Below are 17,611 nucleotides of genomic sequence, written 5' to 3'. Positions count from 1 at the left end.
TTTGGATAGCCTCACGATGTTTTGAACCTATTTTCGTTTGTAATAACAGTGTTTACGTCAATCGGTGCATAGACCATATTGTTCCAGATGGTGCGATAGCGCCAACATTGAGAGAAATGGTCAGTCCATCAGCTATATAGAAGAGTCCAATGACGTCGCCTGCATTAAGAAAGACATCTCCCGCTAAAGTGACGGAGCTATTGCCTAATATGGCTCGTAAGTTTAATACTAGCGCAACGTTAACATCCAATATCGGGATAAGTCCAGTGATAAGATCTGTAAAAGGTGGCACGGTCCTCCGAATGACAAAGGAGGGATTAATATTTCCACCGAGAGTTACACTAATGGCCGCTGTGGTTTGGTAACTAATGATCGCCTTAATTGCGTATCTTCCAGTGATTGGCACTGTGTAGTTTCCGGTAACTGGATCAAATCCTGTTCCTGGATAATAAGGCGAAGTGACCCCCCAATTATCTAATTGTGTAGTCGAGCTAACGACTGAAGCAACCCTTTGCGCCGAAAAACCAGTGATTGCAACGTTAAGTCCAGTAGGTCCGGTGATGCCACGGGGTCCAGTGGCTCCAGTAGCGCCAGTAGCCCCGGTCGTTCCAGTAGCCCCGGTGGCGCCAGTGGCTCCGGTAGCACCAGTGGCTCCGGTAGCACCAGTGGCGCCAGTAGCGCCAGTGGCTCCGGTAGAGCCGGTAGCGCCAGTAGCCCCGGTGGCGCCAGTAGTTCCGGTCGTTCCGGTGGCTCCGGTAGCACCAGTAGCGCCAGTAGCGCCAGTGGCTCCGGTAGAGCCGGTAGCACCAGTAGCCCCGGTAGCGCCAGTGGCTCCGGTAGCGCCAGTGGCTCCGGTAGCGCCAGTAGCCCCGGTAGCGCCAGTGGCGCCGGTAGAGCCGGTGGCGCCAGTAGAGCCGGTAGCACCAGTGGTCCCGGTAGCGCCAGTAGTTCCGGTAGCACCAGTGGCCCCGGTCGTTCCAGTAGACCCGGTGGAGCCAGTGGCTCCGGTAGCACCAGTGGTCCCGGTCGTTCCAGTAGATCCCGTGGCTCCGGTAGAGCCGGTAGCACCAGTGGCCCCGGTAGCGCCAGTAGTTCCGGTAGCACCAGTGGCCCCGGTCGTTCCAGTAGACCCGGTGGAGCCAGTGGCTCCGGTAGCACCAGTGGTCCCGGTCGTTCCAGTAGATCCCGTGGCACCAGTAGTTCCGGTAGCACCAGTGGCCCCGGTCGTTCCAGTGGCGCCAGTAGTTCCGGTCGTTCCAGTGGCGCCAGTAGAGCCGGTGGTCCCGGTAGCGCCAGTGGTCCCGGTAGAACCAGTGGCTCCGGTCGTTCCAGTAGTCCCGGTAGCGCCAGTAGTTCCGGTAGCACCAGTGGCCCCGGTAGTTCCAGTAGCCCCGGTGGCACCAGTAGTTCCGGTAGCACCAGTGGCCCCGGTAGCGCCAGTAGTTCCAGTAGCGCCGGTAGAGCCAGTAGAACCGGTGGAACCAGTGGCTCCGGTAGCGCCCGTAGCACCAGTGGCACCAGTGGCGCCAGTAGTTCCGGTAGCACCAGTGGCCCCGGTAGAGCCGGTAGCGCCAGTAGTTCCGGTCGTTCCAGTGGCCCCGGTAGCGCCAGTAGCTCCGGTCGTTCCAGTAGTCCCGGTAGCGCCAGTAGTTCCGATCGTTCCAGTGGCCCCGGTAGCGCCAGTAGCGCCAGTGGCTCCGGTAGAGCCGGTAGCGCCAGTAGCCCCGGTAGAACCAGTAGCTCCGGTCGTTCCAGTAGTCCCGGTAGCGCCAGTAGTTCCGGTAGCACCAGTGGCCCCGGTAGCGCCAGTGGCGCCAGTGGCTCCGGTAGCACCAGTAGCCCCAGTGGCCCCGGTCGTTCCAGTAGCCCCGGTGGCACCAGTAGCCCCGGTAGCACCAGTGACCCCGGTAGCGCCAGTAGTTCCAGTAGCGCCGGTAGAGCCAGTAGAACCGGTAGAGCCAGTAGAACCGGTGGAACCAGTGGCTCCGGTAGCGCCCGTAGCACCAGTGGCGCCAGTAGCTCCAACAATGTCTATTAAATTAATAAGCTCTGATAATATAAGTATAATAAATTTTATAAGATGATCCTTACTGGATGTTGAACAGCAGAGTGACTGACATGAGCATTTTTTAACACTTGTTGTATAATCGCAAAAACAACGGCAGCTCCTATGAGACATGTGTTTTCCTCCTTTCTACGGAGCGTGTATTAATAATGGGTTTATGCATAGGAATGATCTTTTGAAAAAGAGTGACGGGGGAGTTGTGAAAAATGTCTCCTAAGTTAGACGGTGAACTGACCAGATGGTCCCTGTACCTACAGCCCCTCCTAAGTTAAGGTTGAGTGTTAGACCACTAGCTTCATAGAAAAGACCAATAACGTCCCCGGCATTCAGTGATACGTCAGCGGTTAATGTGACAGAGTTACTGCTCAAAATGACGCGTAAAGGCAGTAGTTCAGTATAGAAAGATCCTTCTTGAAATAATTATGCTAGTTGACATTTGCTGAAGTAAGGTGATAATAAATAGGAAAATATTGACCGATATTTGCCTGCCGTATCATATGTGAATGGATCAATTTCGTGACAATCGTGTATTAGGTGTATACAAGTGTGAACAAGGTTATTATGATAAAGAGAGAGGTCACCACCACATATGTAAACATGTTGTGGGAAAGGGGATAGATAAGTGAGTGTAGGAAGAACAGCATTTAATGACAACTTTTTAAAGGCATGCCAAGGAGAGGTACATAATCGTGTACCAGTTTGGTATATGCGTCAAGCAGGGCGATCTCAGCCAGAGTATCGTAAAATTAAAGAAACCCATTCATTATTTGATATTACTCATGACCCAAAGTTATGTGCATATGTGACCAAACTACCAGTCGAGCAGTACGACACAGATGCAGCAATTTTATACAAAGATATTATGACGCCGCTTCCTTTTATCGGTGTGGATGTGGAAATTAAATCAGGTATTGGACCAGTCATTGGGAATCCGATCACATGTATGGCTGATGTAGAAAGGTTGGGGACATTACAACCTGAGACAGATGTACGACATGTATTAGACACAATTAGGTTGTTACGCAAAGATTTAATGGTGCCACTCATCACATTTGGTGGTGCACCGTTTACGATTGCGAGCTATATGATTGAAGGCGGTCCGTCACGCAATTATCACCGGACAAAGGCATTCATGTACGGGCAGCCGGATGCATGGGCACGTTTAATGGACAAGCTTGGCGACATGACGATTGCTTATATTCATGCGCAAATTGATGCTGGTGCACAAGCCATTCAATTATTTGATTCGTGGGTTGGTGCATTGAATCGAGATGATTATATTCGTTATGTTCAACCAGTTGTTACGCGTATTTTGCATGCGATCAAGCCAAAAGGTGTGCCGCTTATTTTACATGGTGTCGGTGCAACCCATTTGTTAACGACTTGGCAAGAGATGCCTGTTGATGTGTTAGGGATGGACTGGCGCATGTCAATTTCTGAAGCACGGGCGCAAGGTGTACATAAAGGGATTCAAGGAAACTTGGACCCGTCTCTTTTGCTTGCACCATGGGCGGTCATTGAGGAGAAAGCGAAAGAAATTTTGGATCAAGGAATGCAATCGGAACGGTTTATTTTTAATTTAGGGCAAGGTGTGTTTCCAGAAGTGAAGCCTGAGACGTTAAAGCGTTTAACAGCCTTTATTCATGCGTATTCGTTTGAAAAAAAGCAACAACTGAAAGGATAAATAAACATGAAAAAGAAAATTGGGTTGCTCGTGATGGCGTATGGAACCCCACGAAGAAAAGAAGAAATTGAACCTTACTACACCCACATTCGCCGTGGGCGACCACCTTCTCCAGAAGCACTTGCTGATCTGACAGCGCGCTATGAGGCAATTGGTGGCATTAGTCCACTAGCAGAAATTACGGATGCGCAAGCGAATGGGTTGGCAAAAGTGCTTAATGAACACCAAGAAAAATATGAGTTTGTGCCATATCTTGGTTTAAAACATATTGAACCGTTTATTGAAGATGCCGTGAGACATATGAAATCAGACGGCATTGAAGAAGCGGTGTCGCTCGTGTTAGCGCCGCACTTTTCTACATTTAGCGTGAAATCATATAATGACCGTGCGCTACGTATGGCAACAGAAATTGACGGACCAAAGATTCATACAATAGAAAGTTGGTACGGGGCACCATCCTTTTTACGTTATTGGCAGGAAAATATTGAAAAAGAGATGAAAAAAGTAGACGATCCAAGCAAAACATGTGTCGTTTTTTCAGCACATAGTTTACCAGAAAAAATTATCGCTACAGGTGATCCGTATCCACAACAATTACAAGAAACAGCTGATAAATTAGCTGAGCTTGCAAATATTTCTCATTATGCAGTTGGTTGGCAAAGCGAAGGGAACACACCTGAGCCATGGCTCGGTCCAGATGTACAAGATTTGACACGTGATTTGCATAAGCAATTTGGTTACACGGCATTTATGTATTGTCCAGTCGGATTTGTTGCGGAACATTTGGAAGTGCTTTACGACAATGATTACGAATGTAAAGTGGTAACCGATGAATTAGGCGTAGACTATTTCCGTCCGCCGATGCCAAATGCTGATCCTGCTTTTTTGCAGGTACTTGCAAGTGTCGTGGAGAAACGGCTTGTAGAGGTTCGTTATGACGCGTAAACCACGCATTGCGATTATTGGTGCGGGGATCACAGGGCTGGCAGCGGCTTGTTGGTTAGAAGAACATGGCTTTTGTGATTACGATGTATTTGAAGCGAGTGGACGAGCGGGTGGAAAGATTTGCACATATGACACAGATGGCTTTGTCATTGAGGGTGGTCCCGACTCCTATTTGGCAAGGAAAACACGTATGACCGACTTTATTAGGCGTATCGGTTTAGAAGACGATTTGACGTATAATCATCGTGGAAGTGCGTTTGTGCTTAAGCAAGGTAGGCTACATGAAACGCCAAAACAAGCGGTACTTGGTATCCCAACAGACTTAGGTTTATTCTCGCAAACAACGCTTTTATCTGAAGAAGGAAAGGCGCGTGTTGTAAAAGAACAAAGGATTCCTCGAGTGGTCAAAGATGGTGGGGATATATCAGTTGGCACGTTTTTTCGAACAAGGTTTGGGGACGAGATGGTAGACGTCCTGATTGAACCATTGCTTGGTGGCATTTATGGTGGCAATATTGACGAACTGAGTATGAAAGCAACCTTTCCTGTCTTCTTAACACTTGAAGAGACATATGGGAGTGTCATAAAAGGACTACAAGAAACGAGGACAAAAAGTGACACCACTAAAAAACAAGGACTGTTTTTAACCGTTCGATCTGGACTTTTATCTGTTGTAGCAGCAGCGAGTCAATCATTGCGGAAAGATGCGTTACATTTGAACACAGTAGTTACCGCAATAGACAAAACAGAATCAGGAACATACCGTATATCATTTGATGGAGAAGACGCGTGTGTATATGATGCGTGTATTGTGACAACGCCACCAAAACAAGCGGCGGCACTGTTTGTGAATCGCACCCCTTTTTCGTACGTGGAAAACATGGAAGCGACGTCTTGTGCAACTGTGGCACTTACTTTTTGCGATGAACAAGTAAACAATACACATGAAGGAACTGGTTTTGTCGTTGCAAGAGGTGGCGATGAAGTCATTACTGCATGTACGTGGACGGATCAAAAGTGGCCGCATACATCGCGAGAAGGTTACACGCTTTTACGTGCATACGTTGGGAGACCGGAAGATGAAAGCATCGTCGACGCATCTGATGAAGACATTGTGACCGCTGTGTTAAGCGATTTAAAAAAGGTGATGGAGATAAAAGGTGCACCGCTTTTTTATAAAGTGACGCGCTTTAAGCAGGCAATGCCGCAATACAAAGTAGGTCATGTTGAAGAAGTCACCATGTTTTATGAACGAATGGCCAAAATGTATCCACGTGTTCATGTTGTTGGCGCGGCTTTTCAAGGTGTTGGCTTACCTGATTGTGTTGTGCAAGGAGAAGAAGCAGCCAAAGAATTAGTACATGAAGAGAGCTGACGCATTGCCCGCGCCAGCTCCTGTCACTTTTTTTCCTTACCAGTGGAAGTGCGTATATTTATTTCTCACAGCTTCTTGCTCTTGCGCCATTTTCTCTTCTTGTACAAAGAGCTCAAGCTCTTCAGAAGAGTAGGACCGCTTTTTAATCGTGACTGTGAAAAAGATAAATGAAAAAGTCATGATTGGTTCCTCCTTTCATACAGAGGTGCCGTTTCAGGTAAACCCTAGCACCTGTTCCCTCAAAGTTGGTTGTTTTGATTTTTGTTTACAATTTGTATTCATCTGTTCGTCTCCTCCCTTATTTTTCCATCTTCTGCACACAAAAAGGCCACAGAAATGCCTGCGGTTTGGTGTACGTATGATGCTAGTGCAGGCGCATGCCCTGCGACTTTTTTAAAAGTCACTTCCGCACAAAAAAACGGACATAAGGAGGAGGACATGAACTTATATACAGTTGTGGTGTGCGTGTTGATGCAAATAACATTGTCATGTTGGCTCGCTCCTTTCCTGTGTTAGAATTGACTTCTCATACACAGTATAAAGGACTTGAGCCAATTTGTAAAATACTTTTTTTCAAGTACGTGATATTGTATTCTTGACGACATGTCAAAAGAACTTCTTAATAATATGTTTTAACATTCGGATAAGATATACTCATTGGTAGAAGACAACGATGTTGCTTCAATGTTTATACCGTGTTGATCTTTAAAAATAACTAGAGGACTGACTAAAAGGTGCGCTTTATGTTACACTAAAAGGCGTGCAGTATGAGTTGTGAACCAACAATAAGAAAAACCTTCTCTTTGTAGATGCAAGGCAGTTCACTGTTGGCATACGCATTGTGTAATGATTTTCTTAGCTGATGAAGATCACTTGGACATGCATGTGGTTGGCATACATGTGTAAACAAGCAATCAACAATAACTAGTATATGAAGGACTCATAATTGTGTGCAGGTAATCATCCAAAAAGGATGAATTTAGGCGAGGTGGAAACATGTTTATTGATAAAGTGACCGTGTATACGAAAGGCGGCGACGGTGGAAATGGGATGGTTGCTTACCGTCGTGAAAAATATGTGCCGGATGGTGGTCCTGCTGGCGGTGATGGTGGAAGAGGCGCAAGTGTGATCTTCGAAGTGAATGAAGGGTTACGTACGTTAATGGACTTTCGGTACAATCGTCACTTTAAAGCACCACGTGGAGAGCATGGGATGAGTAAAAATATGCATGGAAGAAATGCCTCTGATCTTGTTGTCAAGGTCCCCCCTGGTACGATCGTTCGTGATGAGGCCACGGGTACGTTATTGGCGGACTTGACGGCGCATGGCGAGCGTGCGGTTGTCGCAAAAGGTGGTCGTGGCGGTCGTGGCAATGTACGATTTGCGACGCCAGCCAATCCCGCACCTGATCATGCGGAGAATGGCGAGCCTGGACAAGAGCGTATGATTGTATTGGAATTAAAAGTGCTGGCTGATGTCGGTTTAGTAGGATTCCCGAGTGTTGGAAAATCGACGTTGTTGTCTATTGTCTCAGCGGCAAAACCGAAGATTGCGGATTATCACTTTACAACGCTAACGCCAAACTTAGGCGTTGTTAATACACAAGATGGTCGAAGTTTTGTCATGGCTGACTTACCTGGTCTCATCGAAGGCGCGCACGCGGGTGTCGGACTTGGTCATCAATTTTTACGACATATTGAGCGGACGCGTGTCATTGTCCATGTGGTTGATATAGCTGGTACAGAAGGACGCGATCCAGTTGATGATTATCGGAAGATTAATGATGAATTGGCACAATATCATATGCGTCTAACAGAGCGACCACAAATTGTCGTTGCAAATAAGATGGATATGCCTAATGCAGCAGAGCAGTTACAACGTTTTAAAGAAGAAGTCGGCAAAAATGTCGTGGTTCACCCAATTTCTGCGATCACAAAAGAAGGTGTACGCGAGCTGTTGCTCATCATTGCAGATGCACTGGATGAGGCGCCTGAATTCCCTCTTTATGAAGAAGAAACAGAGACGGAGGAGCGGGTCGTTTATAAACACGAGAAACCCATCGAGCCGTTTATCATTACGCGTGGCGATGACGGTGTGTTTGAAGTACATGGTGCTGAATTGGAGCGAATCTTTAAAATGACCGATTTTGCCCGCGATGAGTCCATTCGTCGCTTTGCGCGTAAAATGCGGGCGATGGGTGTAGATGCAGCGCTCCGCGAACGAGGCGCGCAAGATGGGGATCTCGTGCGTGTATTAAAGTTTGAATTTGAGTTTGTGGAGTAAGGTATAAACGAGGAGCCGGTATTGTTTGACTGACCGGCTTGTTCGGGTTTGATCAAAAAATTGCGCGAAATGATCTTCCAACAAGATTGACGCCCGCTACTCGCTCCGTGTATACTTAAATTGAGCAGTGCATAAAATAGTAAAAACCGCAGATGGTCATACACCTGCGGCTTGCAATAACCGGACTCCTCTACAAGGGAGGACGGCAAGAGTAAGGTGTTTCCCACCCACTGGCTTGTCCGGCTCAAGGGTGGGATTATTTTTGGCGTTGTGCCAATGTAATAATGGAGACGACTAATCCAGCAAAGGCAATCATTAATACCAAAGACTGAAAGACGCTCATCGCGACACCCCCTTTCTTACGGGGAATGCCGTCCACCCTTGAGAATCCATATGTTATTGCAAGTCTATCGTAACATAGCAAGAATCATTTTGAAAGCGCTAACATCAGGCGTGAACTGCGCGACCATATTAATGGTACGCAGCTATAGCAAAAATCCTTCCTTTCCTAATATTTCAAGTGCAGCTTCAAGCTGTTCCTCCCGTTCAAAAGCAACACGGTGTAAATGTACACCATCGGTCAAGGTTGATAACAGCGGTGCATTTGTTGCGCTCATTTTTTGGCAAAACCGATCAACATCTTGGCGGCTGGACAGGTGAAGGGTACCTGTCATCTCACCGTAGACCGGGTGTTCCACTGTGACGTCAAGCACCGTGATGCCGTGATCAACAAAAATATACAGCTCGTCCGTCATTTTGTCGGGAGGATGCTTGAGGGCAATAACGCGCGTGCGTTGTTCGGTTTTCCTATCCTTTAAATAAATATAACCTTGGGGTGTCGCTAAAATCGGCGCCTCTTTTGCTTTTAAAATCGACATATCTTGGACAATCACTTGCCGACTAACACGTGCGCGCTTGGCAAGTAGTTGTCCTGGGAGCGGTTGCGTTGCTTCTTTGAGCCATTCAATTAAAGCTTTGCGTCTGTTTTCTCCATGTAATTTTTTGTTTTCCATATGTGACCTCTTTCAATAATGAGTTTTTCAAACGTGTGTAGCATGGTTTCAATTTCTATTTCGGTGGTCGGTTCCCCGAGTGTGATCCGAATGTAGCGGTCACTATCAGCCCGACTTAGCCCGATCGCTTTCAATGCTTCAGATGGCTCAGTTTGTCCAACACGGCAAGCAGGTCCAATCGCAATTTGAATGCCGTGACGATCACATTCTAGCATAAATTGTTGTCCGCTCCAGCCCTCGACTAAAAAAGCGAGATGCATCGGCAGGCGCGTCTTTTTTGCACCGACAAGTGTGAAGGCGGACGACGTTGTTAAGGTGGTGATCACGTGGTCACGGAGGTGCGATAGCTTATACATACACGTTTCCTGAACAGTCAGTGCATGATCAATGGCACTTGTAAATGCAGCAATGGCAGGCACGTCGACAGTCCCGGGACGAAAGCCGTTTTCGTGATTTGCTCTCGTGTAGAATGGGAGCCAGTGATGCCGGTTGGCAATATACGCGGCACCAATCCCTTTAGGTGCGTAAAGTTTGTGGGCAGAAAAGCTAGCTGCATCGACCTCGTGTAAAGGAAGTGGAATCTTCCCGAGTGTCTGTACACAGTCGCTATGGAAAATGATATCATGTTTTCGTAAAATCGCGCTAATGTCAGTGATCGGTTGAATCGTGCCAATCTCTGAAGAAGCGTGGGCGAAGGAAGCGAGCGTGGTCGTCGGACGAATCGCCTTTTTTAATGATGATAGGCAAAGAAAACCCGCATGATCTACGGGAATATAAGTTACTTCGTATCCAATACTTTCCAAGTGATCAAACGTTTCTAGAACAGAGGGGTGCTCAGTTTTCGTCGTGAGCAAATGTTTGCCTTTTTTCTCGTTTGCGAGAGCAAGTGATGTGATCGTTAAAAAATTTGCTTCTGATCCGGAGCCGGTAAAGAAAATTTCATCTGCACTTCGCCCGATCTTTCGGGCAAATGTAGCTCGGCAACGTGAAAGGATCGTTTGTGCTTCGATTCCGGCAGTATGGTTGCTATTCGCATTGGCAAAAGCGATCCGTGCTGTCTCGACATAAGTGGTTAAACTTTGTTCTGACATCGGGGTTGTTGCGCTATAATCTAAATAAATCATTTGCTATATCTCCTCACGAAAGTCGTAAATTTGTATTGTCTTTTCCTCTATTTTATGTAAATATAGGTGACAAGACAACTGTAAAGTAGGTGAGTCGATGAAACAATCTCCGGTTGTCATTATCGGTACAGGAGTTTCAGGGCTGATGGCTGCACATCTATTAGCAGACCATCTCCCAGTCATATTAGTGACAAAAGGTGAGGTGAAACAAAGCAACTCTTCTCTAGCCCAAGGTGGTATGGCAGCGGCTGTTGGTGCACACGATCATCCACACGATCATGCACAGGATACGCTTCAAGCCGGTTATCATCATAACCATTTACAAAATGTATATAAATTAACAGAAGCGGCACCACATATTGCACATCAATTGCGCGCACTTGACGTGCCGTTTGAGCAGTCTCAAGGCAACTACGTCCTCGGTCACGAAGGCGCACACGGCAAGCGTAGAATTTTGCATGCGTATAAAGATCAGACAGGAAAAGCAATCATTGACTGTTTGTGGCATCACGTCCAAGGGCGTGTGCAAATTCTTTCACATGAAATGGTGACGTCAATTGAAGTGGAAAAGAAGGCAGTCATTGGTGTTGTGACGACGAAGCGCGCAATTACGTCGCGATGTGTCATTTTAGCAAGTGGCGGCGCAGGTCAGTTATATACACGGACATCCAATGTTTCGTTTGCAACTGGTGATGGATTCATGCTAGCTTATCGCGCTGGGGTGGTGTTAAAAGATCTTGAATTTGTGCAGTTCCACCCAACTTTGTTAAAAAGTGAGCAAGGTGCACTTGTTAGTGAAGCGGTACGTGGAGAAGGGGCTTACCTTGTCAATAGATACGGTCAGCGTCTATTAGCTAACTACCCGAATGGCGAGTTAGAAAGCAGAGATGTGGTTGCACGTGTTTTGTTTGATGCAATCAAAGACGGGGAAGAAGTTTTCTTAGACGCGCGTCACTTGCCGCAGTTTCAAGAGCGTTTCCCATATATTGCAAAGTGTTGTATAGCAGCAGGGATTGATCCAACGAAAGCGTATATCCCCGTTGAACCAGGCGCCCACTTTTTATGTGGCGGTGTTGAAACAGATGATAACGGCTTAAGTGCAGTAGGTGGCTTATACGCCGTTGGTGAAGTAGCATGTACAGGGGTGCACGGCGCGAACCGTTTAGCAAGTAATTCGTTATTAGAAGGACTTGTATTTGCCGAGCGTGCGGCAAACCATATTTTACAGCATGACCAATATAAAATTTGTGAGCGAATGGGATTGAATCATACGGCACCACCGCTTTCACACGCCTTACCTACGCGGACGTTATTACAACAACATATGACTGAGTTTGTTGGCATTAAACGAACGAGACAAGGACTGCTTTACATGCGTGAATGGTTACAATCATTTATAAATACTTCTGCAGCGCCAAGAGTAGATGCGCAAACATGGTGGGAAGATGTGCATTTGTTCGAGCTTGCCTGCTTGATGACAGAGGCGGCTTTGCAACGAACAGAGTCACGTGGAAACCATATTCGCACAGATTTTCCAGAGGCAGTACCGGAGTGGCGTACAGTCGATGTTTGTTTTCAACATACAAAGGAGCCATTTCTTAAAGTAAATAAAGATGAGCAGGTGGAATGCGATGAACACATTTGTACTTGATACACAAATTGAGCAGTTTTTACAAGAAGATATTGGACGCGGCGACGTGACAACAGAAGCGATTTTTACAACTGAACGAGCAGAGGCAGTCATTGTCGCAAAAGAAGCAGGGATCTTTGCTGGTGAAAAAGTTGTTGAACGGATGTTTACCAAATTTGGGACCGAATTGACAGTGAAACACGTGATGAAAGATGGGGAGTCGCTTGTTGCCGGTGTCGAAGTGTTACGTGTCTATGGCTCGGTGAAGCAAATGCTCATCATTGAGCGTGTGTTGCTCAATTTGTTGCAGCGGTTATGTGGCATTGCCACATTAACGAGGCGGGCGGTGGAAACGTTGGCCGATCCAACCATTCGTTTATGTGACACACGGAAAACCACCCCTGGGTTACGTATGTTGGAGAAGTACGCCGTTCGTATCGGTGGTGGCTGCAATCATCGCAAAGGACTTGATGATGCAGTGATGTTAAAAGAAAATCATATTGCGGCCTGTGGATCCATCGCTGAAGCAGTTGCCCGTGTACGTCAGTATGCTGGACCATTGTTAAAAATTGAAGTGGAAACGACAAATGAAGATGAAATACGTGAAGCAGTGGCAGCACAAGCAGACGTCATCATGTTTGACAATGCCACACCAGATGAAATCAAACGTTACGTACAACTTGTGCCAGAAACGATTGCAACGGAGGCTTCAGGAGGGATTTCCATGGAAACGCTGCCACTTTATCGCGGGACGAAAGTCGATTATCTCTCTCTTGGATTTCTAACCCATTCTGTTCGATCCATTGATTTAAGTATGCTCATCCAGAAATCGGAAATTAGAAGCCGGAAAGTGAAAGTCTGACTTCCCGCGCCGAGCTCTGTATTCTTAATAGGAGGTTTTTTCTATGCAATTAACAGCAATGACCCGCCTGCCGGACATGTACCGGCAAATGTCGATGGCGGAAAAGCAGGAACGGATAAAAAAAGCAAAAAAATTTTTTGGCACGGATTTACTCATTCCCGGGCACCATTATCAGCGTGAAGAAGTCATTCAATTTGCCGATGTAACAGGAGACTCATTGCAATTAGCCCAGCTTTGTGGGCAAGAAAGTGCACCTTTTATTGTCTTTTGTGGTGTGCACTTCATGGCGGAAACAGCTGACATGTTAACCACAGCAAATCAACGGGTCATGTTACCGGATTTGCAAGCTGGCTGTTCGATGGCAGACATGGCGACGATGGCGCAAACGAATCGCGCATGGGACGCGTTAACAGCGCAATTTAGTGACACCATTTTGCCGTTGACGTACGTCAACAGTTCTGCCGATATTAAAGCATTTTGTGGCCGTCATGGGGGCGCATGTGTGACTTCTTCTAATGCAGCCAAGATGATTGAGTGGGCTTTTTCTCAAAAGGAGCGATTATTATTTTTACCGGATCAGCATCTAGGGCGTAACACAGCAGCGGCACTCGGAATTCCGCTGGCGCAAATGGCTGTTTGGAATCCGTTAACACATGAACTAGAAATGGCGGAGGATGTGTCTTGGCAAGAGATTAAAGTGATTTTATGGAAAGGACATTGCTCTGTCCATGAAAAGTTCACTGTTGAACAAATTGCCACCATTCGTGAGAAAGAGCCTGAGACAAAGATCATTGTTCATCCTGAATGTACGTATGAAGTTGTGCAAGCTGCAGATGATGCGGGCAGTACCCATTATATTATTGAGCAATTAAAACGCGCAGCACCTGGTACTTCTTGGGCTGTGGGCACAGAAATGAATTTGGTCAATCGGTTAGCGATGATTCATCAAGATAAACACGTCTATTCCTTGAATAAAACGATGTGTGCCTGTCTCACAATGAACCGAATTGATTTAGAGCACTTGGCGTGGACGTTAGATTTATTGCAAGAAGGTGTGTATCAATATGAAATTAAGGTCGAAGAAAAAGTCGCTGTAGATGCCAGGTTAGCACTGGAGCGGATGCTTGCACATGTGTAAATTTATCATCAAAAGCGTGGACGTCATGTTCACGCTTTTTTGGTCTAAGTCGTCATGATTGTTCATAAATTGGTGATGGATCGTTATTCCGGTATTCCTAAGAGAAAAACAAGACATGTTAATACTGTTACAGTTTGGATAACGCATGCACATCAATTGAGGAGGGAATTTTCATGAGGATTCATATTGTGCAAAAAGGAGATACATTATGGAAGTTGGCAAAAAAGTATGAGGTCGATTATGAACAATTAAAAGAGGCGAATCATGCGTTGTCTAACCCGGAAATGTTAATGCCTGGCATGAAAGTAAAAGTGCCAACAGGTACAGTGGCGGTGCGTAAGGAATCACAGCAGACAACAGAAGAAAAAAATGAGCCGGTCATCTCCATTAAAGGTTCGACAAAAGAACGGGATGAACAGTCTTATGATGAGATGAATCAATCATCTGCTCAAGAAACAATGACGCAAACGCACGTTTCAAATCAACGAGCGCCACAACCATTACCTCCACGTCCGGCGTGTCCTAATTGTGGATCTGGATCGTATATGGGAACGACGCAGCCAAATTATCCAAACGCACAAATGCACCGCGTATCACCTGCTGCACCGCCATTTTATGGAAATGAAAAACAATACCCAATGCCAATGAATCCGCCATCATCTTATCCAAATACAGGCAGTCAATCAAGAGGAAGCCATCAAAATATGCGTATGCAAATGCCTGTTGGTACGGCTCCTCAAATGAGTGCACCACCTTCTCCGGCAAGGTACCATCCGTCACAAACAAATGTTTTACCTTTACAAGAGATGTCACAGTATAATGGAGCGTTAGATCAAGGGACACAACATATTAATGAGCAGTTTAGGCAGTCTGAAACAGTTGACTACAGAAGTATTCCAACAAATAATTATGGCTCTCCTCCTGGCGCACCGCAACAAACAAATACGTATCATACTCAAAAAATTGGAAGAGAAGTTCCGGAATATCGCAATGGACCACCAGCGCCAATGAATACAGCACCGCCACATGTCTCTGGTTTTTATCAAGATAGGTCAGATCATGTTGGGCAAATGGGTTATCCGTCACCGCCCCCTGGAATGGCCAACCAGCCTCCAAGTGCACCACCACAGATGCCTCCACACCATAGACAGGCGCCTGCGTATGTAACGACCCGACCACCAGCTTCCACCGCCGCTTACCAGCAAATGTATGAGCCGCCACGAAATGCCCCAATGGCACAAACGCCCCAAATGGTAAATGGTTACCATGAAAAAAATGAGTATTACGATTAAAAGAAGCACGGGAAAGGCCGATGAGAATGCGTCGGCTTTTTTCCTTTGGTGGGAGAGGCAACATCTAACAGGTTAACAGTGAAATTTACGCGCAAACTATAAAGGAAAGGGGGGAATGAGCATTGAAAAAAATGACGTTATCAGTGCTTTGCGCGACTGTGCTTGTCAGTAGTTTGACGGCTTGTGGAAATACAACGGGTATGGAGTCACAACGTACGCGTACACAGATGGATGAGCGTATTGTCGACGGTGATCGTGCTTATCCGTACGATTATAATGCAGGGTATAAACGTAATCGAATCCAAAATAATCAAGGCACATCCAAATATAGCCGAACAATCCGAGATGACGTAGGGATGAATACGAGTCGTACCCGTGCATATCAATATAAGAACGGCGCAAGCGATGGCATACGGGCAAAAGTGATACCCGAGGAGCGGGGTATTACTGGAAATAATCGTGTAGGTATGGTGGATGAAGACGGATTTATTAACAGAATGGGGCGGAGAGACAACCGTGGCATGATGTTTCAAGGACAAGGATACAACAAGCGAGGTCATCATCGCGCCACACAACGTGTGAACGAAACGCCGTTGCAATATCATCGTGATTACTATGGCAAAGAAGTGCGTCGCATCACAGAAGAGGTTGAAAAAATTGATGGAGTTATAGAAGCGCGTGTCATGATCCATGGCAATGATGTTGTTGTTGGATACGTGCCAGATGATGGTGATGACGGTGTGCATGCACGCGTGAAAGCAGAAGTAGCACGCTTAGTTGGTGAAGACAAAAATGTGACGGTCACATCTGATGATTACGCATTTTCAACATTGCGGAAAATGGACGACCAATTGCGTTCTGGAACGGCATTTGAAGAAATGGAAGACACATTTACCGATATGCTTGACGACATGCGTGATATGTTAAGGCAACCGATGCGTTAAGGTCTCATAAATCAACAAGATGGTTTGGCGCAAGAACCTTGCGTCAATCCATCTTGTTTTTCAGCACTTCTTTTAGCTTACAACTAGCGTAGACACCATCTCTGTGTGACCTGTGCCACACGGGATACTACAAATAATTTTGTATTCCCCAGGTTCTAACGTTGTGGTGACGCTGTCGTCGCCACTAATCTCAACATCTGTTCCCTCAATCACAACCCCGTGGTGTCCCTCTGTATTTTCCAATGTAATGGTGACTTCTCCAGCGGGAACTTCGTATTTTTCTTTGTCAAAATTCCAATTCATTGCGCGAATCGTTAACACTTCATCTGCTTGCTTCGCCTCATTCGCTGGCTCAGCCGTTTCATCTGCTTTGTTGCTATTTCCGCAAGCGACGAGTGCCAATAGGCATAATGGAATGAATAACTTTTTCATTGCTTTCATTGTTTACACGCTCCTTTCTATCCTTTGTTTCCATTTTAATGGGTTTTATACGGTGGTAATAAAACATTTTGTGAAAATGATGTGAAAACTGTTTTGTATTGAACATGTTGCCAGGGTGACGGAATCAGATCGGTATGATAAAATAGAAATAGGTGTTCGTCTTTAGAGAGGAGCGAATTGATGATTGATTACATAAAAGGAACCCTTGTGAAAATAGCGCCCACATATATCGTTGTTGATGTTGGCGGCGTTGGCTACCAAGCACATTGTGCAAATCCATATCGTTTCTCGCAATGGCTTGATACAGATGTAACGATCGCTACATATCATTATGTGCGTGAAGATAGTGAGCGACTTTTTGGTTTTCAAACGGAAATGGAACGAGAATTGTTTGAGCAATTGTTGAATGTATCTGGGATTGGCCCTAAAGGGGCGTTAGCGTTGCTTGCGGCTGGTGAGCCTACTGAAGTTGCGCGTGCGATTGAAGCGGAAGATGAAGCGTTTTTAGTGCGTTTTCCAGGTGTAGGGAAGAAGACTGCCCGGCAAATGATTTTAGACTTGAAAGGAAAGGTGAGCGTGTTTTTAGAGGCAGGCGTGCCACTTCCTGGAGAGGATGCACACACAACTGCAGAGACATCTGAAGCGTTGATAGATGCACTTGAAGCATTGCGTGCCCTTGGATACAGTGAGAAAGAGCTGAAAAAAGTTAAAAAACAACTACAAGGAGAAGGGTTGTCAACGGAGACGTATGTACGTCGGGCGTTACAAATGATGCTGAAATAAGCATATACAAGGAAGGAATGGATGATTTCCAG

16 protein-coding genes are annotated in these 17,611 nt (G+C 46.2%); 10 read left to right on the top strand and 6 right to left on the bottom strand.

Annotation, left to right across the window (positions count from 1 at the left end):
- Window positions 1-52: 52 nt before the first annotated feature.
- Complete coding sequence (locus BLT29_RS07460) at window positions 53-2,179, bottom strand: hypothetical protein (protein ID WP_090775698.1); 2,127 nt, start codon at window positions 2,177-2,179, stop codon at window positions 53-55.
- A 508-nt stretch (window positions 2,180-2,687) separates the two neighbouring features.
- Here BLT29_RS07460 and hemE point away from each other — a divergent pair.
- Genes hemE through hemY form a run of 3 tightly spaced genes read left to right on the top strand, consistent with a single transcriptional unit; the run spans window position 2,688 to window position 6,069 of the window.
- The gene (gene hemE, locus BLT29_RS07455) at window positions 2,688-3,749 is read left to right on the top strand and encodes a uroporphyrinogen decarboxylase (protein WP_090775697.1); all 1,062 of its coding nucleotides are present in this window, start codon (window positions 2,688-2,690) and stop codon (window positions 3,747-3,749) included.
- 6 nt (window positions 3,750-3,755) lie between these two features.
- Window positions 3,756-4,694, top strand: coding sequence for a ferrochelatase (hemH, locus tag BLT29_RS07450; protein WP_090775696.1), 939 nt, complete (start codon window positions 3,756-3,758; stop codon window positions 4,692-4,694).
- Window positions 4,684-6,069: a protoporphyrinogen oxidase gene (hemY, locus tag BLT29_RS07445; RefSeq protein WP_090775695.1), complete on the top strand. Its 1,386-nt coding sequence runs from the start codon at window positions 4,684-4,686 to the stop codon at window positions 6,067-6,069. The genes hemH and hemY overlap by 11 nt, the downstream gene beginning before the upstream one ends.
- A gap of 36 nt (window positions 6,070-6,105) precedes the next feature.
- On the opposite strand, the gene BLT29_RS07440 is transcribed toward hemY, so the two are convergent.
- Entirely contained in the window at window positions 6,106-6,249 is a 144-nt protein-coding gene (locus BLT29_RS07440; protein WP_090775694.1) for a YrzI family small protein, read from the bottom strand.
- An 816-nt stretch (window positions 6,250-7,065) separates the two neighbouring features.
- Here BLT29_RS07440 and obgE point away from each other — a divergent pair.
- Window positions 7,066-8,352: a GTPase ObgE gene (gene obgE, locus BLT29_RS07435; protein WP_090775693.1), complete on the top strand. Its 1,287-nt coding sequence runs from the start codon at window positions 7,066-7,068 to the stop codon at window positions 8,350-8,352.
- Between the two features lie 256 nt (window positions 8,353-8,608).
- Here obgE and BLT29_RS14030 read toward each other — a convergent pair whose 3' ends face one another.
- From BLT29_RS14030 to BLT29_RS07425, 3 genes are all read right to left on the bottom strand, one after another.
- The gene (locus tag BLT29_RS14030) at window positions 8,609-8,695 is read right to left on the bottom strand and encodes a putative holin-like toxin (protein WP_367576289.1); all 87 of its coding nucleotides are present in this window, start codon (window positions 8,693-8,695) and stop codon (window positions 8,609-8,611) included.
- 142 nt (window positions 8,696-8,837) lie between these two features.
- Window positions 8,838-9,365 (bottom strand): transcription repressor NadR, encoded by a 528-nt coding sequence (locus BLT29_RS07430; RefSeq protein WP_090775692.1) that lies wholly within the window; start codon window positions 9,363-9,365, stop codon window positions 8,838-8,840.
- Complete coding sequence (locus tag BLT29_RS07425) at window positions 9,320-10,489, bottom strand: IscS subfamily cysteine desulfurase (protein ID WP_090775691.1); 1,170 nt, start codon at window positions 10,487-10,489, stop codon at window positions 9,320-9,322. The genes BLT29_RS07430 and BLT29_RS07425 overlap by 46 nt, the downstream gene beginning before the upstream one ends.
- Window positions 10,490-10,586: 97 nt before the next feature.
- Between BLT29_RS07425 and nadB the strand changes: the two genes are divergently transcribed.
- The 5 genes from nadB to BLT29_RS07400 all read left to right on the top strand — a co-directional run bounded on the left by nadB (window position 10,587) and on the right by BLT29_RS07400 (window position 16,355).
- Window positions 10,587-12,140: an L-aspartate oxidase gene (nadB, locus tag BLT29_RS07420; RefSeq protein ID WP_090775690.1), complete on the top strand. Its 1,554-nt coding sequence runs from the start codon at window positions 10,587-10,589 to the stop codon at window positions 12,138-12,140.
- The gene (gene nadC / locus BLT29_RS07415) at window positions 12,121-12,981 is read left to right on the top strand and encodes a carboxylating nicotinate-nucleotide diphosphorylase (protein WP_090775689.1); all 861 of its coding nucleotides are present in this window, start codon (window positions 12,121-12,123) and stop codon (window positions 12,979-12,981) included. The genes nadB and nadC overlap by 20 nt, the downstream gene beginning before the upstream one ends.
- A gap of 43 nt (window positions 12,982-13,024) precedes the next feature.
- On the top strand, window positions 13,025-14,119 hold the full coding sequence (gene nadA / locus BLT29_RS07410; RefSeq protein ID WP_090775688.1) for a quinolinate synthase NadA: 1,095 nt from the start codon (window positions 13,025-13,027) through the stop codon (window positions 14,117-14,119).
- A 173-nt stretch (window positions 14,120-14,292) separates the two neighbouring features.
- Window positions 14,293-15,411, top strand: coding sequence for a SafA/ExsA family spore coat assembly protein (gene safA, locus BLT29_RS13875; RefSeq protein WP_090775687.1), 1,119 nt, complete (start codon window positions 14,293-14,295; stop codon window positions 15,409-15,411).
- 131 nt (window positions 15,412-15,542) lie between these two features.
- Window positions 15,543-16,355, top strand: coding sequence for a YhcN/YlaJ family sporulation lipoprotein (locus BLT29_RS07400; protein WP_245701166.1), 813 nt, complete (start codon window positions 15,543-15,545; stop codon window positions 16,353-16,355).
- Window positions 16,356-16,427: 72 nt separating this feature from the next.
- Here the strand turns inward: BLT29_RS07400 and BLT29_RS07395 are convergent, their stop codons facing one another.
- A complete protein-coding gene (locus BLT29_RS07395) occupies window positions 16,428-16,796 on the bottom strand; it encodes a cupredoxin domain-containing protein (protein WP_245701155.1) in 369 nt (122 codons plus the stop codon).
- Window positions 16,797-16,976: 180 nt separating this feature from the next.
- Here BLT29_RS07395 and ruvA point away from each other — a divergent pair, with 180 nt between their 5' ends.
- Window positions 16,977-17,579 (top strand): Holliday junction branch migration protein RuvA, encoded by a 603-nt coding sequence (gene ruvA, locus BLT29_RS07390; protein WP_090775685.1) that lies wholly within the window; start codon window positions 16,977-16,979, stop codon window positions 17,577-17,579.
- The last annotated feature ends 32 nt before the right edge of the window (window positions 17,580-17,611 follow it).

The organism is Shouchella lonarensis, from assembly GCF_900096965.1.
GTDB classification, from domain to species: domain Bacteria; phylum Bacillota; class Bacilli; order Bacillales; family Bacillaceae_D; genus Shouchella; species Shouchella lonarensis.
The sequence above is the reverse complement of the archived record's forward strand: the minus strand, read 5'-3'. Positions and strand labels throughout refer to the sequence as shown.

What these genes read in the sequence shown, in the direction of transcription:
- BLT29_RS07460 (WP_090775698.1), bottom strand. Translation starts at nt 2,179, where the DNA reads ATGTCTCATAGGAGCTGCCGTTGTTTTTGCGATTATACAACAAGTGTT.
- hemH (WP_090775696.1), top strand. Translation starts at nt 3,756, where the DNA reads ATGAAAAAGAAAATTGGGTTGCTCGTGATGGCGTATGGAACCCCACGA.
- hemY (WP_090775695.1), top strand. Translation starts at nt 4,684, where the DNA reads ATGACGCGTAAACCACGCATTGCGATTATTGGTGCGGGGATCACAGGG.
- BLT29_RS07440 (WP_090775694.1), bottom strand. Translation starts at nt 6,249, where the DNA reads ATGACTTTTTCATTTATCTTTTTCACAGTCACGATTAAAAAGCGGTCC.
- obgE (WP_090775693.1), top strand. Translation starts at nt 7,066, where the DNA reads ATGTTTATTGATAAAGTGACCGTGTATACGAAAGGCGGCGACGGTGGA.
- BLT29_RS14030 (WP_367576289.1), bottom strand. Translation starts at nt 8,695, where the DNA reads ATGAGCGTCTTTCAGTCTTTGGTATTAATGATTGCCTTTGCTGGATTA.
- BLT29_RS07430 (WP_090775692.1), bottom strand. Translation starts at nt 9,365, where the DNA reads ATGGAAAACAAAAAATTACATGGAGAAAACAGACGCAAAGCTTTAATT.
- BLT29_RS07425 (WP_090775691.1), bottom strand. Translation starts at nt 10,489, where the DNA reads ATGATTTATTTAGATTATAGCGCAACAACCCCGATGTCAGAACAAAGT.
- nadB (WP_090775690.1), top strand. Translation starts at nt 10,587, where the DNA reads ATGAAACAATCTCCGGTTGTCATTATCGGTACAGGAGTTTCAGGGCTG.
- nadC (WP_090775689.1), top strand. Translation starts at nt 12,121, where the DNA reads ATGAACACATTTGTACTTGATACACAAATTGAGCAGTTTTTACAAGAA.
- nadA (WP_090775688.1), top strand. Translation starts at nt 13,025, where the DNA reads ATGCAATTAACAGCAATGACCCGCCTGCCGGACATGTACCGGCAAATG.
- safA (WP_090775687.1), top strand. Translation starts at nt 14,293, where the DNA reads ATGAGGATTCATATTGTGCAAAAAGGAGATACATTATGGAAGTTGGCA.
- BLT29_RS07400 (WP_245701166.1), top strand. Translation starts at nt 15,543, where the DNA reads ATGACGTTATCAGTGCTTTGCGCGACTGTGCTTGTCAGTAGTTTGACG.
- BLT29_RS07395 (WP_245701155.1), bottom strand. Translation starts at nt 16,796, where the DNA reads ATGAAAGCAATGAAAAAGTTATTCATTCCATTATGCCTATTGGCACTC.
- ruvA (WP_090775685.1), top strand. Translation starts at nt 16,977, where the DNA reads ATGATTGATTACATAAAAGGAACCCTTGTGAAAATAGCGCCCACATAT.